Source organism: Pseudarthrobacter siccitolerans, from assembly GCF_001046895.1.
Classification (GTDB): Bacteria; Actinomycetota; Actinomycetes; order Actinomycetales; family Micrococcaceae; genus Arthrobacter; species Arthrobacter siccitolerans.
In genome coordinates this window covers 1-22,959 of record NZ_CAQI01000051.1, presented here as the reverse complement: position 1 = coordinate 22,959, position 22,959 = coordinate 1, and the positions used below count along the sequence as shown (strand labels likewise).

16 protein-coding genes are annotated in these 22,959 nt (G+C 66.0%); 13 read left to right on the top strand and 3 right to left on the bottom strand.

Annotated features, from left to right (window positions below):
- Nucleotides 1–175 precede the first annotated feature (175 nt).
- Nucleotides 176–1,414, top strand: coding sequence for a sensor histidine kinase (locus tag ARTSIC4J27_RS16575; RefSeq protein ID WP_050056314.1), 1,239 nt, complete (start codon nt 176–178; stop codon nt 1,412–1,414).
- Nucleotides 1,411–2,091 carry a response regulator transcription factor gene (locus tag ARTSIC4J27_RS16570; RefSeq protein WP_050056313.1) on the top strand — a complete coding sequence of 227 codons (681 nt, stop codon included), beginning with the start codon at nt 1,411–1,413 and terminating at the stop codon, nt 2,089–2,091. The genes ARTSIC4J27_RS16575 and ARTSIC4J27_RS16570 overlap by 4 nt, the downstream gene beginning before the upstream one ends.
- A 99-nt stretch (nt 2,092–2,190) precedes the next feature.
- Here ARTSIC4J27_RS16570 and ARTSIC4J27_RS16565 read toward each other — a convergent pair whose 3' ends face one another.
- Nucleotides 2,191–2,730: a hypothetical protein gene (locus ARTSIC4J27_RS16565; protein ID WP_050056312.1), complete on the bottom strand. Its 540-nt coding sequence runs from the start codon at nt 2,728–2,730 to the stop codon at nt 2,191–2,193.
- Between the two features lie 272 nt (nt 2,731–3,002).
- On the opposite strand from ARTSIC4J27_RS16565, the gene ARTSIC4J27_RS16560 reads away from it, so the two are divergent.
- From ARTSIC4J27_RS16560 to ARTSIC4J27_RS16525, 8 genes are all read left to right on the top strand, one after another.
- Complete coding sequence (locus ARTSIC4J27_RS16560) at nt 3,003–3,485, top strand: CarD family transcriptional regulator (RefSeq protein WP_011690592.1); 483 nt, start codon at nt 3,003–3,005, stop codon at nt 3,483–3,485.
- A gap of 97 nt (nt 3,486–3,582) precedes the next feature.
- Nucleotides 3,583–4,365 carry a 2-C-methyl-D-erythritol 4-phosphate cytidylyltransferase gene (ispD, locus tag ARTSIC4J27_RS16555; protein WP_050056311.1) on the top strand — a complete coding sequence of 261 codons (783 nt, stop codon included), beginning with the start codon at nt 3,583–3,585 and terminating at the stop codon, nt 4,363–4,365.
- Nucleotides 4,366–4,367: 2 nt separating this feature from the next.
- Nucleotides 4,368–4,880, top strand: coding sequence for a 2-C-methyl-D-erythritol 2,4-cyclodiphosphate synthase (gene ispF / locus ARTSIC4J27_RS16550; protein ID WP_050056310.1), 513 nt, complete (start codon nt 4,368–4,370; stop codon nt 4,878–4,880).
- Between the two features lie 9 nt (nt 4,881–4,889).
- Nucleotides 4,890–6,356, top strand: coding sequence for a cysteine--tRNA ligase (cysS, locus tag ARTSIC4J27_RS16545; RefSeq protein ID WP_050056309.1), 1,467 nt, complete (start codon nt 4,890–4,892; stop codon nt 6,354–6,356).
- A 106-nt stretch (nt 6,357–6,462) separates the two neighbouring features.
- Nucleotides 6,463–7,452, top strand: coding sequence for a 23S rRNA (guanosine(2251)-2'-O)-methyltransferase RlmB (gene rlmB / locus ARTSIC4J27_RS16540; protein ID WP_050056308.1), 990 nt, complete (start codon nt 6,463–6,465; stop codon nt 7,450–7,452).
- A gap of 29 nt (nt 7,453–7,481) precedes the next feature.
- A complete protein-coding gene (glgX, locus tag ARTSIC4J27_RS16535; RefSeq protein ID WP_050056307.1) occupies nt 7,482–9,611 on the top strand; it encodes a glycogen debranching protein GlgX in 2,130 nt (709 codons plus the stop codon).
- A gap of 21 nt (nt 9,612–9,632) precedes the next feature.
- Nucleotides 9,633–10,127, top strand: a complete 495-nt coding sequence (locus ARTSIC4J27_RS16530; protein WP_050056306.1) for a ribonuclease domain-containing protein — start codon at nt 9,633–9,635, stop codon at nt 10,125–10,127.
- A gap of 8 nt (nt 10,128–10,135) precedes the next feature.
- Complete coding sequence (locus ARTSIC4J27_RS16525; RefSeq protein ID WP_050056305.1) at nt 10,136–10,492, top strand: barstar family protein; 357 nt, start codon at nt 10,136–10,138, stop codon at nt 10,490–10,492.
- 55 nt (nt 10,493–10,547) lie between these two features.
- On the opposite strand, the gene ARTSIC4J27_RS16520 is transcribed toward ARTSIC4J27_RS16525, so the two are convergent.
- Both ARTSIC4J27_RS16520 and glgP read right to left on the bottom strand, forming a co-directional pair.
- Nucleotides 10,548–12,329: a thiamine pyrophosphate-requiring protein gene (locus tag ARTSIC4J27_RS16520; protein ID WP_050056304.1), complete on the bottom strand. Its 1,782-nt coding sequence runs from the start codon at nt 12,327–12,329 to the stop codon at nt 10,548–10,550.
- Nucleotides 12,330–12,375: 46 nt separating this feature from the next.
- The gene (gene glgP, locus ARTSIC4J27_RS16515; protein ID WP_200900847.1) at nt 12,376–14,997 is read right to left on the bottom strand and encodes an alpha-glucan family phosphorylase; all 2,622 of its coding nucleotides are present in this window, start codon (nt 14,995–14,997) and stop codon (nt 12,376–12,378) included.
- 153 nt (nt 14,998–15,150) lie between these two features.
- On the opposite strand from glgP, the gene ARTSIC4J27_RS16510 reads away from it, so the two are divergent.
- Genes ARTSIC4J27_RS16510 through ARTSIC4J27_RS16500 form a run of 3 tightly spaced genes read left to right on the top strand, consistent with a single transcriptional unit; the run spans nt 15,151 to nt 22,725 of the window.
- Nucleotides 15,151–17,232: an alpha-1,4-glucan--maltose-1-phosphate maltosyltransferase gene (locus ARTSIC4J27_RS16510; RefSeq protein WP_050056303.1), complete on the top strand. Its 2,082-nt coding sequence runs from the start codon at nt 15,151–15,153 to the stop codon at nt 17,230–17,232.
- Entirely contained in the window at nt 17,229–19,025 is a 1,797-nt protein-coding gene (treS, locus tag ARTSIC4J27_RS16505) for a maltose alpha-D-glucosyltransferase (protein ID WP_050056302.1), read from the top strand. Before ARTSIC4J27_RS16510 ends, treS begins: the two co-directional genes overlap by 4 nt.
- 1 nt (nt 19,026) lies before the next feature.
- Nucleotides 19,027–22,725: a 1,4-alpha-glucan branching enzyme gene (locus ARTSIC4J27_RS16500; protein ID WP_050056301.1), complete on the top strand. Its 3,699-nt coding sequence runs from the start codon at nt 19,027–19,029 to the stop codon at nt 22,723–22,725.
- The last annotated feature ends 234 nt before the right edge of the window (nt 22,726–22,959 follow it).

Here is a 22,959-nt window from a genome sequence, read left to right as displayed (position 1 = left end):
CCCGCACCCGGACAGCAGGAATTCATGTCGCCGTTCGGCAGTCCAACTCGTTACTCTGCCAGTATCCGGTAAACGGTTAGGCCCTTGAAGATGAACGTTAGTTGAACCGTTGGCACAGCGGCTCCGGACGTGCCGGTGGCCGCCCGCCAGCGCATAAGGTTGAGCTGTGGATCCTATGCTCATCGGACTGGTTGCCGGCCTAGTTGGCCTGGCGCTCGGTACCTTCGGGGTGCTTGCCTACAGGGTCAGTGAGAAGCAGCGGCAGCTGCTGGATGTCGACGCCGATGAACTCGCCCTGCCGGCCGGGGCAGCCGAGGTGCTTGCCGTCGTCGGACGGGCCTTTGTGGTGGTGGACGCCATCGACGGCGTGGTCCGCGCCAGCCCGGCCGCCTACGCCTACGGACTGGTCCGCGGGCACACAGTGGTCCACAAGGAACTGCTGGACATGACGGCAGGCGTCCGGCGCGACGGCGTCATCCTGGAGAAGCAGCTGGAGCTGCCGCGGGGACCCCTGGGCCAGGGCACCATCATTGTGCAGGTGCGCGCAGCCATGCTGGGCGAGGAATACATCCTCCTGCTGGCGGATGACCGCACGGAAATTACCCGGACGGAAGAGATCCGCAACGACTTCGTGGCCAATGTTTCCCACGAACTGAAGACCCCGGTGGGCGCCATTTCCCTGCTCGCCGAAGCCCTCGAATCCTCGGCCGACGACGAAGAGGCAGTGCGCCGGTTCGCCAAGCGCATGCACAAGGAGTCGGGCCGCCTGGCCGCCCTGGTGCAGGACATCATCGAACTTTCCCGGTTGCAGGGGGCCAGTGTGTCCCAGGCTGGCGGACCTGTTGACGTCAACGCCGTGATCGCGGAGGCCGTTGACCGCTCGCAGCTCCCGGCCGAAAGCAAGAACATCAATATTGTTGTGGGCGGCCGGACCGAAGGGAAGGTCTTCGGAGACCAGGACCTCCTGGTCACGGCCCTGCGCAACCTCATCGACAACGCCATCCGCTACTCCCCGCCGAACACCAGGGTTGGAATCGGTGTCCGGTCCAGGGACGGGCTGGTGTCCATCTCGGTGACGGACCAAGGCGAGGGACTCAGTGCCGAGGACCAGGAGCGCGTCTTTGAGCGTTTCTACCGCGTCGACGCCGCCCGTTCGCGGCACACCGGCGGCACCGGCCTGGGACTGAGCATCGTCAAGCATGTGGCCGCCAACCACGGCGGGGAAGTGACCCTCTGGTCCCAGCCCGGCCAGGGTTCCACTTTCACCCTCCGCCTCCCAGAGATGGAAGGCCAGGACGGCGGTGAGGAGCTTCCGCGGCCGGCAGCCGGTGTGTCCGGCCGGGAACCCCTGAAGCCACCTGTCACCCAAGTACCACGCGCCGCAGGCGCAAAAGAACGAGGAGCCAACGCTTGAGCAGGATCTTGATTGTGGAGGACGAGGAATCGTTCAGTGACCCGTTGTCCTATTTGCTGGGCAAAGAGGGATTCGAGGTTGAAGTGGTGGACAACGGACTGGACGCCATCACCGAATTCGACCGGAACGGGGCGGACCTTGTGCTGCTGGACCTGCAGCTGCCCGGGCTGTCCGGCACGGAGGTCTGCCGCCAGTTGCGCCAGCGCTCCAGCGTCCCGGTAATCATGCTGACGGCCAAGGACGCCGAAATCGACAAGGTAGTGGGCCTGGAACTGGGCGCCGATGACTATGTCACCAAGCCCTACTCCTCGCGCGAACTGGTGGCCCGGGTGAGGGCCGTCCTGCGGCGCCAGGGCGAACCCGAGGAACTGATCTCTTCCACGGTCCAGGCCGGCCCCGTGCGGATGGACATCGAACGCCATGTGGTCAGCGTGGGCGGCGAGCAGGTGCTGCTCCCGTTGAAGGAATTTGAACTCCTGGAGATGCTCCTGCGCAACTCCGGCCGGGTGCTCACCCGCGGGCAGCTCATTGACCGTGTCTGGGGCTCGGACTACGTGGGGGACACCAAGACGCTGGACGTCCATGTCAAGCGGCTGCGCGGCAAGATTGAACCCGATCCCTCAGCGCCGCGGTACCTGGTGACGGTCCGCGGCCTCGGCTACAAGTTCGAGCCCTAAAGAGGGCGGCCAATAAGGCACATACAAAAGGGAGGGGGCCGGCCGGCCCCCTCCCTTTTGTAAAGCTTTTGTGTATCTCAGCTGTTCCGCGCCTGTGGCCTAGTGGTTGCTGCCACCGAGTTCGGAAGCAGTGGGCGAAGGAGTTGCCGACGGTGAAGGAGTGCTGCCTGCCGGCAGGTATTCCTTGTACTCCGGCAGCGTGGCATCCAGCACCGGAACCTTGACGGTGTTGCTGACGTTCGTGCCGTCCTCGGTGATCTTGACGTCCACCAGCGAGCCCGGGATGTCACCCGTGGTGCTCAGGATGGCTTCGTCCGAGGTCTCGTTCAGCAGCGTGTAGGAGTTGGCCTTGACTGGAACCTCAGTCTGCGAACCCTCGGCGCCGTTGACCGTGAGCTTCACATCCTGCGAGGAAGAGTTGTAGACGGCGCCGATCAGGCGGCCCGGCTGGTCCTTGCCGGAGGAGACAATGAGCATGTTCCGGAGCTGCAGGGGGCCGAGGTCGGTGATGATGCCGTCTGACGACTGGTACTGCTCGCTTGTCTGCTGGGAATTGGTGTACCCGCAGCCTGACGCCAGCAGCCCGACGCCGAGAGCGCCTGCCGTCAGTGCCAGTTTGGCGCGCTGGGCCCGGTTCATCGCAGTGAAACGCACGTCACGTACTCCTCAAGAGTTCTGAAAGATTATTCAGCCATAGCCTAGCCGCAATCCACTGCAAACGAGGATTCGAGGGCCGTCATATCACCCTTGGCAGCGTACGTGACATGCACTATTATCTGCGTTCGTCAAGGGGGTTGAGGGGGTCGATTGCGCTGTTTTTCCGCGGAATTTCGCGGTTCGGGGCCCTTTTGCCGGCCGGTCATATGCCCGAATCGTGATAAACTGGTCTGCGGGAAAGGGGAAATGTCCACATGGTATTTGAGGTCGGCGAGACAGTAGTTTACCCTCACCACGGTGCTGCGAAGATTGAAGAAATCAAGATGCGCACCATCAAGGGCGAAGAGAAGATGTATCTCAAGCTCAAGGTGGCTCAGGGTGATCTGACCATTGAAGTTCCAGCAGAAAATGTTGATCTTGTTGGCGTTCGGGACGTAGTGGGCAAGGAAGGCCTGGAGCATGTGTTTGATGTGCTTCGCGCTGAGTTCACCGAAGAGCCCACCAACTGGTCACGCAGATACAAGGCAAATCTGGAGAAGCTTGCTTCCGGTGACGTCATCAAGGTGGCAGAGGTCGTCCGCGACCTGTGGCGCCGCGATCACGACCGGGGCCTTTCCGCAGGCGAAAAGCGAATGCTGGCCAAAGCCCGGCAGATTCTGATTTCAGAACTGGCCCTGGCTGAAAAGACCGACGAGGAGAAGGCTGCAAGCGTTCTCGACGAGGTTCTGGCTTCCTAAGAATTGAACCCCGGTGGCACCCATGTGCCGCCGGGGCTTCTTTTTGCCCGGATTCAGGTCCGGGCGGGGCAGGCCGCGGGGACGTAGGCTAGTCGGCATGAGTGAAACTCCCACCCGTCCCGTCACTGCCGTGATCCTCGTGGCCGCCGGCTCCGGGCAGCGGCTCGGCTACGGCATGCCCAAAGCAGCCGTGCCCCTGGGCGGCGAACCAATCCTCATGCATGCACTGCGCGGGATTGTCGCGTCCGGCGTGAGCAGCCAGGTGTGCATCGCCCTTCCTGCCGGGGACACTGCCCTGCGGCAGTTGTGTGAGGACTTCAGGGAGGAACTGGCCGACGGCGGCCCCCTCCTTTCCATTGTCGACGGCGGCGCCACCCGCGCCGACTCCGTCCGGGCCGGCATTGCTGCCCTGATGGACGGGATCGAGGCGGTCCTGGTCCACGACGCCGCCCGCGTGCTGACCCCCGAATCGGTTTTCCACCGGGTGACCGACGCCCTCGCTGCCGGTGCCGCCGCGGTGATTCCCGCCGTCGCCGTAGTGGACACCGTGAAAACCGTGAAAGCTACCACCGGGGATGACAGCGCACTGGCACCGGAAGTCGTCACCGGCACGGCACCCCGGGAGGAACTGCGCGCCGTGCAGACGCCCCAGGGTTTCCAGCTCGGCACCCTCCTGAAAGCCCACGAGTCCGCACGGACCCTGGACCAGCAGCAGTCCGCGGCTGTCACCGATGACGCCATGCTGGTGGAAATGCTGGGCACCCCGGTCCACGCCGTCCGCGGCTCCAGCCAGTCACTGAAGATCACCACCCCGCTGGACCTGATCATCGCCGAGGGGCTGCTGGAAGGGCCCCTGGGCGTGCGTTGGGTGGAGGGCTAGGCATGGACATCACCGCGATCCTTCCCCGCACCGGCATCGGGCTGGACGTCCACGCCTACGCCTCCGATGACGCGCCCCGTCCGCTGTGGCTTGGCGGCCTCCACTGGGAGGGGGAACGCGGCCTCGCCGGGCACTCCGACGGCGACCCGGTGGCACACGCGGCCGCAGATGCCCTTTTCTCGGCAGCCGGCATCGGCGACCTCGGAACCCACTTCGGAACCAGCCGCCCTGAATTCGCGGGCGCATCGGGGGTCACGCTGCTCGCGGAAGCGGCCCGGATCGTGCGGGCCGCCGGGTTCGAAATAGGCAACGTCGCGGTCCAGTTCGTGGCCAACCGGCCCAAGTTCGGGCCCCGGCGTGAGGAATCGCAGCGGGTGCTCAGCGAGGCCGCAGGCGCGCCCGTCAGCGTAACCGCCACTACCAGCGACGGGCTGGGGTTCGCCGGCCGGGGGGAAGGCATCAGCGCAGTGGCCACCGCCCTGGTGTATCCAAACCCGTCCGGCGCCATCGGCTAATCTGGAGCGGTGACCCTGCGCTTCTATGACACTGCCTCCGCCGAAGTCCGCGACTTCGTGCCCCTCGTCGAGGGCAAGGCCAGCCTCTATTACTGCGGGGCCACGGTGCAGGGCATGCCGCACGTTGGCCATATCCGCTCCGCCATCGCGTTCGACCAGCTCACCCGCTGGCTCCAATACCGCGGCCTGCGGGTCACGGTGGTCCGGAACGTCACGGACATCGATGACAAGATCCTGGCGAAGTCCGAGGCATCCTTCGCGCCGGACTTCAGCCCGGAACCCGGCGAAGTGGCGGGCGAAGAATGGTGGGCCCTGGCATACCGCTACGAGCAGGAATTCCTGAAAGCCTACGACGCCCTGGGCGTTTCCCGGCCCACCTACGAACCCCGCGCTACCGGCCACATCCCGGAGATGCATGCGCTCATCCAGCAACTGATCGACCGCGGCCACGCCTACCCGGCCCTGGACGGCTCGGGGGACGTGTACTTTGACGTCCGTTCCTGGAGCAAGTACGGCTCGCTCACCCGCCAGAACATCGATGACATGCAGGCAGCCCCCGACGCCGACCCTCGCGGCAAGCGCGATCCCCGCGACTTCGCGCTGTGGAAGGGTTCCAAAACCGGAGAGCCGGCGACGGCGAGCTGGGCTTCCCCCTGGGGTGCCGGCCGGCCCGGCTGGCACCTGGAGTGCTCTGCCATGGTCACCAAGTACCTGGGCACCGAGTTCGATATCCACGGCGGCGGCCTGGACCTGCGGTTCCCGCACCATGAAAACGAGCTGGCCCAGTCCCAGGCGGCAGGCCACCCGTTCGCCAACTTCTGGATGCACAACGGCATGGTCACCTACCAGGGTGAAAAGATGTCCAAGTCCATCGGGAACACCGTCAGTCCTGCGGAGATGCTGGAACTGGCCCCACCCCGGGTGGTCCGCTACTACCTGGGCCAGGCGCACTACCGCTCAGTCCTGGACTACCGCCCCACGTCGCTGCAGGAGGCCGCGGCCGCCGTCGAACGCATTGATGGGTTTATCGCCAAAGCCACCGCCAAGCTCGGAACGGACTTCGGTTTTGTGGCCGGCACGTCCGGCTCATCCCCGGACACCCTCAGCGCATTCTCCGCGGCGATGGACGATGACCTGAACGTTCCGCGCGCGCTGGCGGCGCTCCACGAGACGGTACGCGCCGGCAACACCGCCCTCGCCGAAGGAAACGATGACGCCGCCCGCCTCGCCATGTATACGGTGGCAGTAATGACTGACGTACTCGGCCTGAACGCCGTGGCCGGTTCTGATGCCGGCAACAGCAAGGAAGCAGCCGCCCTGGACGTCCTGGTGCAGGCGCAGCTGGAAGCCCGGGCTGCGGCGCGGGCCGAAAAGAACTGGGCGGCGTCCGACGCCATCCGGGACACACTCAACCAGGCCGGCGTCGTGGTGGAGGACGGGCCGGACGGCGCAACCTGGAGCCTGAAGCGGGACTGACACCCCACCCTGCGCCGGGCACGCCCGAAACCACGGATCGTTCGATTTTTCTTCGGTCAGTAGACTGGTAGGCAGACTCAGTCAGCACAATCAAGGGTGGAACACAATGGCCAACAATGGTCGCCGATCGGTTAAAGCGAAGAAGGGCCCAACCATCGGAACCGGTGGCCATGGCCGCAAGGCCCTCGAAGGCAAGGGCCCCACGCCCAAGGCGGAGGACCGCCCGTACCACAAAGCCCACAAGGCCAAGCAGCTCTCCGAGCGCTCCGCCGCCAAGCGCAACCCGGGTGCCCGCAGCGCCGGTGCAGCCAAGTCGGGCCCCAAGGGACGCGCTACCGAAGAAGTGGTCACCGGCCGGAACTCCGTGGTCGAAGCGCTCCGCGCCGGCATCCCCGCCAAGGCACTGCACGTGGCCATCCGGATCGAAATGGATGACCGCGTCAAGGAATCCCTGAAGATTGCCGCCGAGCGCGGCATCCCCTTGATGGAAACCGGCAAGCCCGAGCTGGACCGGATGACAGACGACGCCGTGCACCAGGGCCTGGTGCTCCAGATCCCGCCGTACGAGTACCAGGACGCCTACGAGCTCGCCGAAGACACCGTGGCGAAGTGGAAAAAGGGCCACGTGGCCAACGCCCCGCTCTTCGTCGCCCTCGACGGCATCACCGACCCCCGCAACCTGGGCGCCATCATCCGCTCCGTGTCCGCCTTCAGCGGCCACGGCGTGATCGTCCCCGAACGCCGCTCAGTTGGCGTCACCGCCTCCGCCTGGAAAACCAGCGCCGGTGCGGCCGTGCGGGTGCCCGTCGCCCGCGCCTCCAACCTCAACAGCGCCCTGAAGCAGTTCAAGAACATGGGCATCTTCGTCCTGGGCCTGGACGGCGACGGCGACGTGTCACTTCCCGACCTGACCCTCGCCACCGAACCGGTGTGCATTGTGGTGGGCTCGGAAGGCAAGGGCCTCAGCCGCCTGGTCCGCGAAAACTGCGACCAGATCGTCTCCATCCCCATCGACTCGGCGATGGAATCACTGAACGCTTCCATGGCCGTGGGCATCTCCCTGTACGAAGTGTCCCGCCAGCGCGCGGCAAAGTAGCAGGTCCGTTGGCGGCTAGGATTTAGGTGATGGTCATGCCGCTCTTCGAAACTGCAGCTTCCGCCACGGACGCCTCAACGGCCCTTCCACTCGGTGTCAGTGTCCCGCGCGCAGGCGCGGCCCGCGGGGGTTCAACCGGCAACGCCACCGTGTCCCCGGCTCAGGCCAATGTGGCCTGTTACGCTCCGGGCATCCGGAACCTGGAAATCGTCTACCAGGCCCCCGGCGCCGACTGGCGCGTCCAGGCGCTGCCCAACGTAAGCCAGGGCGTCCATCACGGAATGGTGGACAACCTCCCGTACGGCTCCAGGTATGGCTTCCGGGAAGCAGCCGCCGGGCAGTCCCTGCCGGTGGCCGTGCCGGCAGGCGGCATTGACGACGACGGCGGGCAGCCGCTGCTGCTGGACCCGTACGGGCGCGCCGTGGACCAGTCCGAGGGTTTCCTGACGAGCGTGCGAATGGCCGGCGACTTCGATTGGGGACAGGACGCACGGCTGAAGCTGCCGTGGCGCGACACCATCATTTATGAGGCCCACGTCCGAGGGCAGAGCAAGCTCCACCCCGACGTGCCCGAGGAACTCCGCGGCACCTATGCCGGCCTGGCACACCCTGCCATCCTGGAGCACCTCAAGAGCCTGGGCATTACCTCCGTCCAGCTGCTGCCGGTGCATTTCCACCTGGATGAACCGCATCTGCAGGACCTTGCCCTGACCAACTACTGGGGATACAACACCGCCGCCTTTTTCGCCCCGCACCCCGGCTACGCCACCAGGGCTGCCCGGAATGCGGGCCCCCAGGCAGTCCAGGACGAGTTCAAGGGCATGGTCAAGGCGCTGCATGCGGCCGGACTGGAAGTCATCCTGGACGTGGTCTACAACCACACCGCCGAGGGCGGCCCCGACGGCCAGACGCTGAGCTTCCGGGGCCTGGGGGAGGACAAGTACTACCGCACCGACGGGCACGGCAGGTACGTGGACACCACGGGCTGCGGCAACAGCCTGGACTTTTCCCAGCCCCGGGTGGTGCAGCTGGTCCTGGACTCGTTGCGGTACTGGGTGGATGAATTTCACATCGACGGCTTCCGCTTTGACCTGGCGGTGACGCTGTGCCGGAACGCCGCCAATGAGTTCGACCCCAAACACCCGTTCCTCGTGGATATCGCAGCAGATCCGGTGCTGTCTGATGTGAAGCTCATCGCCGAACCCTGGGATGTGGGCTACGGCGGCTGGCAGACCGGACGGTTCCCGGCGGGCTGGGCCGACTGGAACGACCACTTCCGGGATGCCCTGCGCTCCTTCTGGGTAGCCGACCGTGCCTCCCTGGAGTCCGGCGGCCAGGGCGGTCCGGTGTCCAGGCTCGCCGACGTGCTGTCCGGGTCCGCGGATCTCTTTGCCGCTTCCGGCCGCTCACGCCTCGCTTCGCTGAACTACATCACCTCCCACGACGGCTTCACCATGAACGATCTCGTCTCCTACGACCGGAAGCACAACGAGGCCAACGGCGAGCAGAACCGGGACGGGCATGGCGACAACCGCAGCTACAACCACGGGTTTGAAGGCCCCACGGAGGACGGCACCATCCTCGCGAAGCGTGCCCAGTCCCGCCGGAACCTGATGGCGTCGCTGATGATTTCGCTCGGTGTCCCCATGATCACGGCCGGAGACGAACTGGCGCGGACCCAGCAGGGAAACAACAACGCCTACTGCCAGGACAACGCCATCGCCTGGCTCGACTGGACCAGGACCCCGGAGTCCCACGAGATGCTCCGCAGCACCAAGCGGTACATCCGGCTCCGCAAGGAGTTCCTGGCCGCGCAGCCCAACGACTTCCCGGGGCGGGACGAACAGTCCTACCTGTACTGGTTTGACCAGGCCGGCCAGCCCATGTCCATGGAACGCTGGAACGATCCTCAGCACCGGGTGATGCAGCTCCTGCTCGGTTCCGATGACGGCACCCTGGCCGGCCTGGTGGTGGTGAACGGCAGTACGTCTGACGTGGAGATCACCCTGCCCCGGATTACCGCGGAGGGCGCCCCGCACCGGATGTTCGAGCTGCGGCTGACCACCTCGCCGCTGCACGAGCTCCGGCAGGGGAGCAGGGTCTCTTCGGGGGAGAAAGACCTCGTCGAGGCCAACTCCATGAACATTTACCGCACGTAGTCCGCCGGAGAACCCATACCTATGCGCAACCGCAACACCCTGCCCTTGGTGCTGGCCGCCGTCGTGGTGCTGGCCCTGCTGGCGTTTGGCGGCAGCGGCGTCCTGGGCCAGTTCACAGAAGGCACGGTCGCGCAAGGCACGCCCACTCAAGGTACGGTGACACAAGGTACGACGACGGAGGGCGCTTCGAGTGCAGCGCCTGACCCGGGTGCTTTGGTGGACAACCCGTCAAGCCTGCCGGAGGTGCGTGAGTCCGCGCTTCCCGCCGAAGCCCGGAACACCCTCGCCCTGATCCGGGCCGGCGGACCTTACCGCTACAGCCAGGACAACCAGACGTTTGGAAACTTCGAACGGATCCTCCCGCGGAAGGACCGGGGCTACTACCGCGAGTACACCGTACCCACGCCCGGCGAATCAGACCGGGGAGCCCGGCGCATCGTCGCCGGCGATGAGGGCGAAAAGTACTACACCGACGATCACTACGAGACATTTCGATTCATAGCGGAAGGCAGTTAAGCACAATCATGAAGATCTACTCCGGCGATACCTGGACCCTGGAAGAGCTGCAGGAACAGGTAGCCGATGCCGGACGCCGCAGCCTGGTGGTCCCGGCCGCGGACAGCAAGAAGGGCGTCCTGGAAACGTTCGGCGAGGTCCTCAACTTCCCCGAACACTACGGCGTGAACCTGGATGCCCTGAACGATTCCCTGCATGACTTCGCAGACAGCATCACTGACAACGGCAACCGCCCGGTCACCGTGCTCTGGCAGGTAGCGGCACCGTTCCGCGCGGACAGGTCCTTCGGGATCATCTGCGAGATCCTCCAGGACGCCGAGCGCTACGCCGGCAAGGACCTGGCCGTCACCGCGGTCCTGCTCTAAACCCCGCCCGGCGGAACCGGTCCTGGACCCGGCCCGGCTGGAAACCGGTCCTTCCCTAGCCGCGTTCCTCTTGCCCGGTATACGTATCCAGCAGATCCAGCGCCCGGCCGCCGCCGTCCTCCCCGGCAAGGGCCTTGCGCATGCTTTCCGCCTTTTCCTTGCCGCCCGGGAAGGGCGGCAGCAGCGGAACCTCGGGATCGGTCAGGACCTCAATCATCACCGGCCGGTCCGCCGCGAAGGCGCGCTCCCAGGCATCTGCCAGCAGTTCGGGATCCTCCACCCGGATGCCGGTAAAGCCGAGCAGGTCCGCGTAGCCTGCGAACGGGAAGTCCGGGAGTTCCTGGCTGTCCCGGAACCGCGGTTCGCCCTCGGATTCGCGCTGCTCCCACGTGACTTCGGTGAGCTCACGGTTGTTGAAGACGCAGACAATGAACCGCGGGTCCTGCCACTGCCGCCAGCGGTGCGCTACTGTCACCAGTTCTGCAATCCCGGCCATCTGCATGGCGCCGTCGCCGGCCAGCGCCACCAGCGGCCGGTCCGGGCGGGCGAGCTTGGCCGCAATTCCATAGGGGATGGAGCAGCCCATGCTGGCCAGCGTGCCGGAAAGGTGGGCCGGAACACCCGGCGGAAGGATGAGTTGCCGCGCGTACCAGTAAACGCAACTGCCGACGTCGATACTCACCTGGGCGTCCGCCGGCAGCCGGCCGTTGAGCTCCCGGACCACCCGCTCCGGGTTCACCGGCCTGGCCGGTACAGCGGCCCGTTCCTCCGCCAAGGCACGCCAGCGGAGAACTTCCTGTTCGACGTCGTCGCGCCACTGTCCGCCGGGACGTGCCGTCAGCCGGGAGCTGAGTGCCTGGAGCGCAGCGGCTGCGTCGCCGGCCAACCCGACCTCAACGGGGTAGCGGTTGCCGATCTTCCGCTCGTCAATGTCGATCTGGACCGCACGGGCGGCGCCGGGCGGGGGATAAAACTCGGTCCAGGGATCGTTCGATCCCACGATCAGCAGGGCGTCGCAGTTGCCCAGCAGGTGGGCACTTGCCGTGGTGCCTAGGTGTCCCATCGTGCCCACGGCGAAGGGCAGGGTCTCATCCACGTACGGCTTGCCCAGCAGGCTCGTGGCGATTCCGGCACCAAGCTGCTCGGCGATGGCCACCACTTCCGCTCCTGCATGCCGGGCACCCTGGCCAACAAGCAGCGCGACCTTCCGGGACCCGTTGAGGATCGCGGCGGCGGCATCCAGGTCTTCCGTGCGCGGGGTCTTGGCCGATGTGCTCCAGGACGGCGCGGTGACCACCACGCCGTGCTTCTGTTCCAGCTCCGGCGCGGGCGCGGACTGGATATCATGCGGCAGGATCACCACACACGGCGACGAGGTGGCCTTCGCGGTCCGGAAGGCACGGTCCAGGACCATGGGCAGCTGCTCGGGCGCGTTGACCTGCTGGACGAACTGGGCCGCGACGTCCTTGAACAGAACAGTGAGCTCAATTTCCTGCATGTAGGCCGAGCCGAGCACCGTGCGGCTCTGCTGCCCCACGATGGCCACCACGGGAACGCCGTCGAGCTTTGCGTCGTACAGGCCGTTCAGCAGGTGGACGGCGCCGGGGCCCTGGGTTGAGGTGACCACACCCACCCCGCCGGTGTATTTGGCGTGGCCCACGGCCATAAAGGCCGCGGTTTCCTCGTGCCGGGCCTGCACGAATTCCACCCGGTCTTCCGCCCGGCGGAGGGCACCCATGAACCCGTTGATCCCGTCCCCGCTGTAGCCGAACACGCGGCTGACGCCCCACGTTTCCAGCCGGTCCACAATCAGGTCCGCCACGGTACGGTCGTTCATGGGTTCCTCCTGCTGGTTGCTCCTGCCGCGGGTCCGGCGTCAGCCCCTACGCGTTGACGATCAATCCCAGTTCAGCCTTGGACGCCAGCGCGTCATGCCGCGGCAGCACCCGGACGGTGTAGCCGAAGGACCCGGAACGGTCGATCACCAGGGAGCCGCTGAACAGGTGCCGGCCGCTGCCCAGGTCCTCCTGGACCTTGAGTTCCATCACGGTGATCTCTGCCAGCGTGTCGCTTTCCTCGGCCCGGCCATAGGCCACTTCCACGCTCACATCCTCCGGAGTCAGGCTGTGCAGGGCCACGTAGGCGTTCACCTGGAGCGTGTCGCCGATCTGCGGGTCTTCGGATACCCCCACCGAGTCGACGTGTTCCACATGCACGTGCGGCCACGCGGAGCGGACGTTCGCGGTCCAGGATGCGAGGCTCCGGGCCTGCAGGTACGAGTTCGCGCCGGCGCTCCGGCCCGCCTCCGCCGCCGGGCGGTAGAGGATGTTCACGTAGTCGCGGAGCATGCGCTCGGCTGAAACCTTGGGCCCAAGGTGCGCCAGGGTGTGCTTGATCATGGACACCCAGTGCGTGGGCACCTTTTCGGCCGCGGACGTGGTGGACGGACCCGCTGCGCCGGCACCCTCGGACACGGTGCTGCCGTAGAAGCGCGGGGCCACCTGGGTCTCGAGGAGCTCGTACAGGGCCGCGGCCTCGATATCGTCGCGTTCCTCCGGCGAGGCTCCGTTGTTGGCGGTGGGGATCGCCCAGCCGTTCTCGCCGTCGTACATCTCATCCCACCAGCCGTCCAGGACGGAAAGGTTCAGCGAGCCGTTCAGGGCGGCCTTCATGCCCGACGTTCCGCAGGCCTCAAGCGGCCGGAGCGGGTTGTTCAGCCAAACGTCGCAGCCCGGGAAAAGTGTGCGCGCCATCGCGATGTCGTAGTTGGGCAGGAAGGCGATGCGGTGCCGGACCTCAGGATCATCCGTGAAGCGGACCAGGTCCTGAATCATCTTCTTGCCCGCGTCGTCGGCGGGGTGGGACTTGCCGGCGATCACGAGCTGGATGGGGTGTTCCTTATGCAGGAGCAGCGCCTTGAGCCGTTCGGGCTCGCGCAGCATCAGCGTCAGGCGCTTGTAGGTGGGAACGCGGCGGGCGAACCCGATGGTGAGCACGTCCGGGTCCAGCACGTTGTCCGTCCAGCCCAGTTCAGCGTCCGCGGCCCCGCGCTTCTTCCACGCGGCACGCAGCCGCTTGCGGACATCATCCACCAGCGCGGCGCGCATCTCGCGCCGCAGCGCCCAGACGTCGGCGTCGCTGACGTTGTAGGCGAGGTCCCAGCGGCCGTTGGCTTCGGCTTCGCTGCCGAACTGGTCGCGGGCGAGCTTGGAAATCCGGCTGTCCACCCAGGTGGGCACGTGCACACCGTTGGTCACGGACGTGATGGGTACCTCGGAGTGGTCGAATCCGGGCCACAGGGCAGAGAACATGCCGCGGGACACTTCGCCGTGCAGCTTCGCCACGCCGTTGGCCCGCTGCGCCAGCCGGAGGCCCATCACGGCCATGTTGAACACTGAGGCGTTGCCGTCGGCGTAGTTTTCCCTGCCCAGCTCCAGGATCCGGTCCACGGGCACGTCGGGTGCCAGGCCGGCCTGGAAGAAGTGGTGGATCTGCGCGATCTCGAACCGGTCGATGCCGGCGGGGACGGGGGTGTGGGTGGTGAAGACGGTGGACGCGCGGCCGGCGGCCAGTGCCTCATCAAAGGTGAGCGCCTCGTCCCCGGCCATCAGTTCCTGGATGCGTTCGATGCCCAGGAAACCGGCGTGCCCCTCATTGGTGTGGAACACCTCCGGAGCTGCCGTTCCGGTGAGCTTCTGGAAGGCACGCAGCGCCTTGACCCCGCCCATGCCCAGCAGCAGTTCCTGCTGCAGCCGGTGGTCGCCGCCGCCGCCGTACAGCCGGTCCGTGATGCTGCGGGCGGCTTCGTCGTTGCCCGGGACGTTGGAATCCAGGAGCAGCAGCGGGACACGGCCGACGTCGGCGCGCCAGATGTGTGCCAGCAGCCGCCGGTGGTTGGGGAGGGGCAGTGAGACCTGCAGGGGCCGGCCGTTGCCGTCCGGGGAAGGCTCGCGCAGCAGGGTGAGCGGCAGCCCGTCCGGGTCCAGGACGGGGTAGGTTTCCTGCTGCCAGGCGTCCCGGGAGAGGGACTGCTTGAAGTATCCGGCCTGGTACAGCAGGCCAACACCGATCAGCGGCACGCCCAGGTCCGAGGCCGCCTTCAGGTGGTCGCCGGCCAGGATGCCCAGGCCGCCGGAGTACTGCGGAAGAACTTCGGTGATGCCGAATTCGGGCGAGAAGTAGGCGATCGCGGCCGGCGCGTCCGGGCCCAGGCCCTGGTACCAGCGCGGCTCCTCGAGGTAGCGGTCGAGGTCCTCTTCGGCGGCGCGTACGCGTTCCACCACGGACTGGTCCGCGGCCAGCTGCTGCAGCTCTTCGCGGCTCACCAAACCCAGGAAACCCACGGGGTCTTCGCCGCTTTCAGTCCAGAGGCGGGGGTTCAGCCCGGCAAAGAGATCCCGGGTGGGGCGGTGCCAGGACCAGCGCAAATTGCTGGCCAGCCGGGCCAGCGGGCGGATCGGCTCGGGGAGCACTGTACGGACCGTAAATCTGCGGATTGCCTTCACCTGCGTCACACTAACGGACAACATGGGCAGCCGGAACCAGCTTTGGGTTTCTTTTGGGTAAATGACCGTTGGCGTGCAGGAAATGACGCGAACCGCAACAAAATTAGGGAGCAGGCTTAGCAATCCTCGCCATTTCTCGCTAACGTCGAGCCTGTGACGACTAACTCAGGAACCAGTGCCGCATTAGACAATAAGCCGAAGGGCCGCATCACTGACGGCCTGCGGTTTGGACGTTTTCCCATCACCGCAGTGCAGCCGGTGGTGGACGGTGGAAAAGTCCCCGCCAAGGCGCTGCCGGGTGAGGGAATCGTCGTGGGGGCCACGGCCTTCCGGGAAGGGCATGACCAGCTTGGGGTCAGCGCAGTGCTCCTGGATCCCCAGGGCACCGAACGCCAGCGCGTACGGCTCGCCCCGCCCCGCGGGGAACGCGGCATGGGGACGGACCGCTGGGAAGGCATCCTCACGCCGTCGGACGTTGGCAACTGGTCCTTCGTCATCGAAGCCTGGCACGACCGCTACGGCACCTGGCACCACAACGCCGAGGTGAAGGTGGCCGCCGGAATCGACGTGGAGTTGATGCTCGCCGAAGGTGCGGCCCTGCTGGGTGAAGCGTCCGACGACGACTCCCGCAGCGAGGCGGACAGGGCAACGCTGCGCTGGGTCGCCGAGCGGCTGGCGGACCGGTCCCTGAGCCCGGAAGAGCGCCTTGCCGCCGGGTTCAGCCAGGGGGTGACGGACATCGTGGGGCGCGAACCCATCCGCGAACTGGTGACCGTCTCCGAGCAGTTCCCGCTGCTGGTGGAGCGCGACCTCGCCGGCCGGGGCGCCTGGTACGAATTCTTCCCCCGCTCCGAGGGCGCCGTCCGCAACCACGACACCGGCACCTGGACCTCCGGCAATTTCCGCACCGCCGCGAAGCGCCTCGACGCCGTTGCCGCCATGGGCTTCGACGTCCTGTACATGCCTCCCATCCACCCCATCGGCGTCCAGCACCGCAAGGGTCCCAACAACACCCTGATCGCCGGCCCCAACGATCCCGGCTCGCCGTGGGCCATCGGCGCCAAGGAAGGCGGCCACGACGCCATCCACCCGGACCTTGGCACGTTCGAGGACTTTGACGCTTTTGTGGCGCGGGCGAACGAGCTCGGCCTGGAAGTGGCCCTGGACCTCGCGCTGCAGGCCGCACCGGACCACCCCTGGGTCCAGTCACACCCGGAATGGTTCACCACCCGCGTGGACGGCAGTATTGCCTATGCGGAAAACCCGCCCAAGAAGTACCAGGATATTTATCCGCTGAATTTCGATAATGATCCGGAGGGCCTCGCAAACGAAATTCTCCGTATTGTCCTGTTGTGGGTCAACCACGGGGTAAAGATTTTCCGCGTGGATAACCCGCACACCAAACCGGTGTGGTTCTGGGAATGGCTCATTGCTGAGGTGAATAAGGAAGTTCCGGGTGTGGTCTTCCTCGCTGAAGCCTTCACCCGGCCCGCCATGATGCACGCGCTGGGCCGTGCCGGCTTCCAGCAGTCCTACACCTACTTCACCTGGCGCAACACGAAGAAGGAGATCCAGGACTACTTCACCGAGGTCAGCCACGAATCGCCTGCCTTCTTCCGGCCCAACTTCTTTGTGAACACGCCGGACATCCTCACCGAATACCTCCAGTTCGGCGGCCCTGCGGCCTTCAAGATCAGGGCGGCGCTGGCGTCCACGGCCAGCCCGCTGTGGGGGGTCTACGCCGGTTACGAGCTGTACGAGCACGTTGCCCGGCCGGGAGCGGAAGAGTACATCGACAACGAAAAGTTCGAGTACAAAGCTCGTGACTGGGACGCCGCCGCCCGCTCCGGGCGGACCCTGGCCCCCTACATCACCAGGCTGAACGAGATCCGGCACACCCATCCGGCACTGCAGGACCTGCAGAACCTCACGGTGCATTACACAACTGACGATTCCACCGTTGCCTACTCCAAGCACAAGACGCTCGCGGACGGATCCAAGGACACCATCATTGTGGTGGTTAACGTTGATCCGCACGTCACCAAGGAGTGCAGCGTCTCGCTGGACCTCGCGGCGCTGGAGCTTGACCCGGAGGACCGCACCGCGAACGGCGGCTTCTATGTGGACGACCTCATTTCCGGGGAAAGCTGGGAATGGGGAGAGTTCAACTACGTCCGCCTCGATCCGCACGTTGAGCCCGCACACATCCTGAGTGTCAGGAGAGCGCATCAGTGAGTTTTAATCCGCAAAGTTCGGGCCAGCATTTCACGCCGAAGAGCACCTTCGAACTGAATGCGCCGGGGCTGCAGCACGATCCGCTGTGGTACCGGAAGGCCGTTTTCTACGAGGTCCTCGTCAGGGCTTTTGCGGATGCCAACGGTGACGGCTCGGGAGATTTTTCGGGCCTCATCGACAGGCTTGACTACCTGCAGTGGCTGGGCGTGGACTGCCTCTGGCTGCCCCCGTTCTTCCAGTCGCCGCTGCGCGACGGCGGCTACGACATTTCCGACTACAACTCGGTGCTGGACGAGTTCGGAACCATCACCGATTTCAAGCGGCTCGTGGCCGAAGCCCACGCCAGGGGGGTGCGGGTCGTCATCGACCTGCCCCTGAACCACACCTCGGACCAGCACCCCTGGTTCCAGGAATCGCGGAAGGACCCGGACGGCCCGTACGGGGACTTCTACGTGTGGAGCGACACGGACGAGAAGTACCAGGACGCCCGGATCATCTTTGTGGACACCGAGGAATCGAACTGGACCTTCGACCCCATCCGCCGGCAGTTTTTCTGGCACCGGTTCTTCAGCCACCAGCCGGACCTGAACTTCGAAAACCCCAAGGTGATCGAGGCCCTGTTCGACGTGGTGCGGTTCTGGCTGGACCAGGGCATCGACGGGTTCCGCGCAGACGCCATTCCCTACCTCTTCGAGGAGGAAGGCACCAACTGCGAGAACCTGCCCGCCACCCACGAATTCCTCCGCAGGCTCCGCGCCATGGTGGACGAAAGCTACCCCGGGCGCGTCATCATCGCCGAGGCCAACCAGCCGCCCAACGAGGTGGTGGAGTACTTCGGGACGGAAGCCGAACCCGAATGCCACATGGCCTTCCACTTCCCGATCATGCCGCGCCTGTACTACGCGCTCCGCGACCAAAAGGCCGCGCCCATCATCGAGACGATGAAGGACACCCCCGATATTCCCGAGGGCGCGCAGTGGGGCACCTTCCTGCGGAACCATGACGAGCTCACCCTTGAGATGGTCACCGCGGACGAGCGTGCCGCAATGCTTGGCTGGTACGCGCCGGATCCGCGGATGCGGGCCAATATCGGCATCCGCCGCCGGCTGGCACCCCTGCTGGACAACTCCCGGGCCGAGATCGAACTGATCAACGCCCTGCTGCTCTCGCTGCCGGGCAGCCCTTTCCTGTACTACGGGGACGAGATCGGCATGGGGGACAACATCTGGCTCGAGGACCGCGACGCCGTCCGCACGCCTATGCAGTGGAACCCGGACCGGAATGCCGGCTTCTCCCACGCGGACCCGGGCAAGCTCTACCTGCCCGTGATCCAGTCCCTGGTCTATAACTACAACATGGCCAACGTTGAGGCTGAGGCTGCACACTCGGGCTCCCTGCTGCGCTGGACGCGGCAGATCCTCAGCGTCCGCAAGAACCATTCCGCGTTTGGCCTTGGTGCCTTCAAGCACGTCGAGGCCGACCACGACGCCGTCCTGGCCTACCTCCGGGAGCTGCCCAACGGCAACTCCGCCGGGGTGGACGGTGAAACCATCCTGTGTGCGTTCAACCTTTCGCAGCACCCCGTGGCCGCCAGGCTGCGCATTCCCGATTACGCCGGACGCGGCCTTCGGGATGTGTTCGGCGGCCAGCCATTTCCTGGCATCAACGAGGACGGGACGCTGACGCTGACCCTGGGCAGCCACGATTTCTTCTGGCTGCGGGTCCGCTCTGCAGCGTCCAATCCTTCGTCCCCCTATACGCAGGCAATGCCGATCCTCTCGATTGAGAACTGACATGAACCAGCCCATCCTTACTCCCGCCCTGACCGCGCTGCTTCAGGAATGGCTTCCGAGGCAACGCTGGTTCCCCGTCAAAACGCCCGGTTTCGAGGTAGCCCAAGCCGGCAGCCTGGGGTTGGACGATCCCTCCGGCCACGCGGCGCTGGCAGTGTTCCTGCTGAAGGTCACCACCAAGGGGGCCGACGGCGGCCGGCGCACCGAAGTGGTGCAGGTCCCCTTGAGCTTCCGGCCGGCACCGGCGGCCGGCATGGAGCGGGCCCTGATCGGGGAGGCCGCCGGCACTGATCCTTCCAGGCCATGGGTCTACGACGCCGTGCACGATCCGGACTTTGTGGGGGCCTGGCTTGAGCTGATGCGCGGCGGCCAGAAAGCCCCCAGCGGTACTGCCTCCGGGTTCCGGTCTCCAGGGGACCACCGGCTGCCCACCGCGCGCGGTGTGGTCAAGGTGCTGTCGGGGGAGCAGTCCAACAGTTCGGTGATAGTGGACGACGGCGAATCGGCCGCCATCGTGAAATTCTTCCGTGTCCTCTCGGAAGGGACCAACCCCGAAGTCGAAGTGGGCGCCGCCCTCACGTCCGCCGGTACCGCTGAAGTTCCGGCCACACTGGGCTGGGTCCGCGGCGAATGGCTCACCCAGGGCCTTCCTTCCCCGGACGGCACTGCCGCAGGTTCCCGGCACGCCGAGGGGGAGTTGGCCGTGGCGCACGAGTTCCTGGCCGGCGGGCTTGATGCCTGGCGACTTGCTGTTGACGCGGCGCGGTCCGGAACCGACTTTACGGCGGAGGCACGCGCCCTGGGAGCCGCCACCGCAACGGTCCACCGCCGGCTGGCCGAAGCACTCGGACAATCCGAGGAGGCCGCGCCCGGCAAGGTGATTGCGCCTGCAGTAGCCCAGCGCGTCCGGCAGGCGTGGGCCGAATGCGCCTCCGCCGTCGGGCAGTACGACTCCGCTCTGGACACCCTGCTGGACGGGCTCGACGGCGTCCCTGCCGGTCCGCTGCAGCGGATCCATGGTGACCTCCACCTGGGACAGATCCTCCAGGTGCCGGGCCGGGCCGGGGAACCGGCCCGGTGGGCCATCCTCGACTTCGAAGGCGAACCGCTGCGTCCCATCGCCGAACGGAACGTTCCCGACGTTCCGCTGCGCGACGTGGCGGGGATGCTCCGGTCCTTCGACTATGCGGCAGGCGCCGCGCAGCGCGAGCAGGAAGGCGCGCAGGTGCCCGCCTCCTGGGTGGATGACTGCGCCGCAGCGTTCCTCGCCGGCTACGCGGAGGTCACTCCCGGCACCGTCGACAAGGACTCGCCCCTCTTTGTGGCATTGTGGCTGGACAAGGCACTGTACGAAGTAGTTTATGAAATGCGTAACAGGCCCGACTGGCTGGCGATCCCCGTGAACGCCGCCAGGCGGCTCCTCAGCGGTAACGGCGCCGGCCAACAGGCCGGGGCAGCATCGGAAGGTAACGAAATGACAGGCTCAGCACGAACCGACCATCCGGGGGTGCCGCTGCATGTGGATGCAGGCATCCTGGGCAAGATCGCGAATGGCGAACACCACGCCCCCCATTCCGTCCTTGGGGCGCACCTGGACGACTACGGCCACGTCACCATCCGCACCGTGAAGCATCTGGCCGAGGCCGTCACCGTCATTACGGCCGCGGGCGAGATTCCCATGGAACATGAAGCCCACGGCGTGTGGGTGGCCGTGATGGAGCCGCTGCAGCAGGGCCACGTCCCTGACTACCGGCTTGCCGTCACGTACCCGGGGGCCGAACCCGTCACCGTGGACGAGCCGTACCGCTACCTGCCCACCGTTGGGGAGGTGGACCTGCACCTCATCGGTGAGGGCCGGCACGAGAAGCTCTGGCAGGTCCTCGGCGCGCATGTCCAGCACTACAAGTCCTCCCTCGGCGATGTGGACGGCGTCTCCTTCGCCGTATGGGCCCCCAACGCCCAGGCCGTGCGGATCAAGGGCGACTTCAACGACTGGGACGGCCGCGAGAACTCCCTTCGTTCCCTCGGCTCGTCCGGTGTCTGGGAAATCTTCATCCCTGGCGTAACTGCGGGTGCATGCTACAAATTCGAGATCCGCACCCGGTCCGGCTACTGGGTGGAGAAAGCCGATCCCCTCGCCTTCGGAACCGAGGTCCCGCCGCTGACCGCCTCCCGGGTTGTTGAGCCCTCGTACGCGTTTAAGGACGACGAGTGGATGGAAGCCCGGGCCAAGCGGGACCCGCACAACTCGGCCATGAGCGTCTACGAAGTGCACCTCGGCTCCTGGCGCCTGGGGCTGGGCTACCGGGAACTGGCCAAGGAACTGGTGGACTACGTCAAGTGGCTGGGGTTCACCCACGTGGAGTTCATGCCGGTAGCGGAGCACCCCTTCGGCGGCTCCTGGGGCTACCAGGTCACTTCGTACTTCGCGCCCACCTCCCGGTTCGGCCATCCGGACGAATTCCGGTACCTGGTGGACGCGCTGCACCAGGCCGGGATCGGGGTCCTGCTGGACTGGGTGCCCGCGCACTTCCCGAAGGACGCCTGGGCCCTGGCACAGTTCGACGGCGAGCCCCTCTACGAGCACTCCGACCCGGCGCTGGGTGAGCACCCTGACTGGGGCACGCTCATTTTCGACTTCGGCCGGACCGAGGTCCGGAACTTCCTCGTGGCCAACGCGCTGTACTGGCTGGAGGAGTTCCACATCGACGGCCTGCGCGTGGATGCCGTGGCGTCCCTGCTCTACCTGGACTACTCCCGCGAAGAGGGGCAGTGGCGGCCCAACCGCTTCGGCGGCCGGGAGAACCTGGAAGCCATTTCCTTCCTGCAGGAAGTCAACGCCACGGTGTACAAGACACACCCCGGCGCCGTGATGATCGCCGAGGAATCGACGGCCTTCCCGGGGGTTACTGCTCCCACCAGCCATGGCGGCCTGGGCTTTGGCCTGAAGTGGAACATGGGCTGGATGCACGATTCGCTCAAGTACGCCTCCGAGGATCCGGTCAACCGCAAGTGGCACCACGGCACCGTGACGTTCTCCCTGGTGTATGCCTTCACCGAGAACTTCCTGCTGCCCATCAGCCACGATGAAGTCGTCCACGGCAAGGGCTCCATGCTCCGGAAGATGCCCGGCGACCGCTGGCAGCAGCTGGCCAACCTGCGCGCCTTCCTGGCGTACCAGTGGGCGCACCCGGGCAAGCAGCTCATCTTTATGGGTACCGAATTCGGCCAGGAAGCGGAATGGTCGGAACAGCACGGACTCGACTGGTGGCTTGCCGACATCCCCGCCCACAAGGGGATCCAGCTGCTGACCAAGGACCTCAACGAGCTGTATGCCTCCACCCCGGCGCTCTACACGCGCGATAACGAGCCGGGTGGCTTCCAGTGGATCAACGGGGGAGACGCGGACCGCAATGTCCTCTCGTTCATTCGTTGGGACAAGGAGGGAAACCCCCTGGTGTGCGCCATCAACTTCTCGGGCGCGCCGCATGCCGGCTACACGCTGGGGGTGCCTGAGGCCGGTGCCTGGACCGAGGTGCTCAACACCGACTCCACCACGTATGGCGGATCCGGTGTGCTGAACAACGGAGAACTGAAGGCAACCGGGGAGGGACAGGACGGGCAGCCAGCCACGTTGAGCGTCACCTTGCCGCCGCTGGGTGCTGCCTACTTCAAGCCGGGAAAGGCAGCCCGCGGCTGACCTCCGCGTTGCTTTGTTGAAAAGGCCCGGGATCCTTGTGATCCCGGGCTTTTTCGCGCCCCGGCTTTCCGTGTTGGAGCGCCGCCAGCACGCCCGGTTGGCCATCCCGGAAGAGTGGTGGTAGAGTTTATTTCCGCGCTGCTCCACGGAGTCAGACCGAAAAACCGACCATTCAAGCCTCAAGCTGATGAGGGTCGCGGACGCCGGTTTGACAAGTGAGAAGCCAGCGGGTAA

Excerpts from the sequence above, each read along its gene's own strand:
- ARTSIC4J27_RS16575 (WP_050056314.1), top strand. The coding sequence starts at position 176 with ATGCTCATCGGACTGGTTGCCGGCCTAGTTGGCCTGGCGCTCGGTACC.
- ARTSIC4J27_RS16565 (WP_050056312.1), bottom strand. The coding sequence starts at position 2,730 with ATGAACCGGGCCCAGCGCGCCAAACTGGCACTGACGGCAGGCGCTCTC.
- ARTSIC4J27_RS16560 (WP_011690592.1), top strand. The coding sequence starts at position 3,003 with ATGGTATTTGAGGTCGGCGAGACAGTAGTTTACCCTCACCACGGTGCT.
- ispD (WP_050056311.1), top strand. The coding sequence starts at position 3,583 with ATGAGTGAAACTCCCACCCGTCCCGTCACTGCCGTGATCCTCGTGGCC.
- ispF (WP_050056310.1), top strand. The coding sequence starts at position 4,368 with ATGGACATCACCGCGATCCTTCCCCGCACCGGCATCGGGCTGGACGTC.
- rlmB (WP_050056308.1), top strand. The coding sequence starts at position 6,463 with ATGGCCAACAATGGTCGCCGATCGGTTAAAGCGAAGAAGGGCCCAACC.
- glgX (WP_050056307.1), top strand. The coding sequence starts at position 7,482 with ATGGTCATGCCGCTCTTCGAAACTGCAGCTTCCGCCACGGACGCCTCA.
- ARTSIC4J27_RS16530 (WP_050056306.1), top strand. The coding sequence starts at position 9,633 with ATGCGCAACCGCAACACCCTGCCCTTGGTGCTGGCCGCCGTCGTGGTG.
- ARTSIC4J27_RS16525 (WP_050056305.1), top strand. The coding sequence starts at position 10,136 with ATGAAGATCTACTCCGGCGATACCTGGACCCTGGAAGAGCTGCAGGAA.
- ARTSIC4J27_RS16520 (WP_050056304.1), bottom strand. The coding sequence starts at position 12,329 with ATGAACGACCGTACCGTGGCGGACCTGATTGTGGACCGGCTGGAAACG.
- ARTSIC4J27_RS16500 (WP_050056301.1), top strand. The coding sequence starts at position 19,027 with ATGAACCAGCCCATCCTTACTCCCGCCCTGACCGCGCTGCTTCAGGAA.